Here is a 291-nt window from a genome sequence, read left to right as displayed (position 1 = left end):
GCGATCGTCAGCGTCGGCGCGGCGCTCTTGTCGTAGCCGTCGAGGAAGCCGAGCAGCGCATCGCGCTGCGCGCCCGTCATGCCGCGATCGCCGGCGCCGACCGGCAGGTCGATCTTCTGGTTCTTCTCGGCGATGACGATCGGATGGGTGGTGCGATAATCGTCCGGGATTGACCCGACCGTGATGCTGTCGCGATTGGCACAGCCGGCGAGCGAGGCCGCGAGGGCGATCGCCAGCGCCGGGACCATCCGCCGACGGATCCTTACGATACCGGATGCTGTCCGGACGGTC

The 291-nt window shown here is 68.4% G+C and carries 1 protein-coding gene; it reads right to left on the bottom strand.

The features are described 5' to 3' along the window. On the bottom strand, positions 1–248 hold a 248-nt coding region (locus EN852_RS39505; RefSeq protein ID WP_246694594.1), incomplete at its 3' end, for a CpaD family pilus assembly lipoprotein. Positions 249–291 lie beyond the last annotated feature (43 nt).

Source organism: Mesorhizobium sp. M2E.F.Ca.ET.209.01.1.1, assembly GCF_004010375.2.
Taxonomy (GTDB): domain Bacteria; phylum Pseudomonadota; class Alphaproteobacteria; order Rhizobiales; family Rhizobiaceae; genus Mesorhizobium.
The sequence above is the reverse complement of the archived record's forward strand: the minus strand, read 5'-3'. Positions and strand labels throughout refer to the sequence as shown.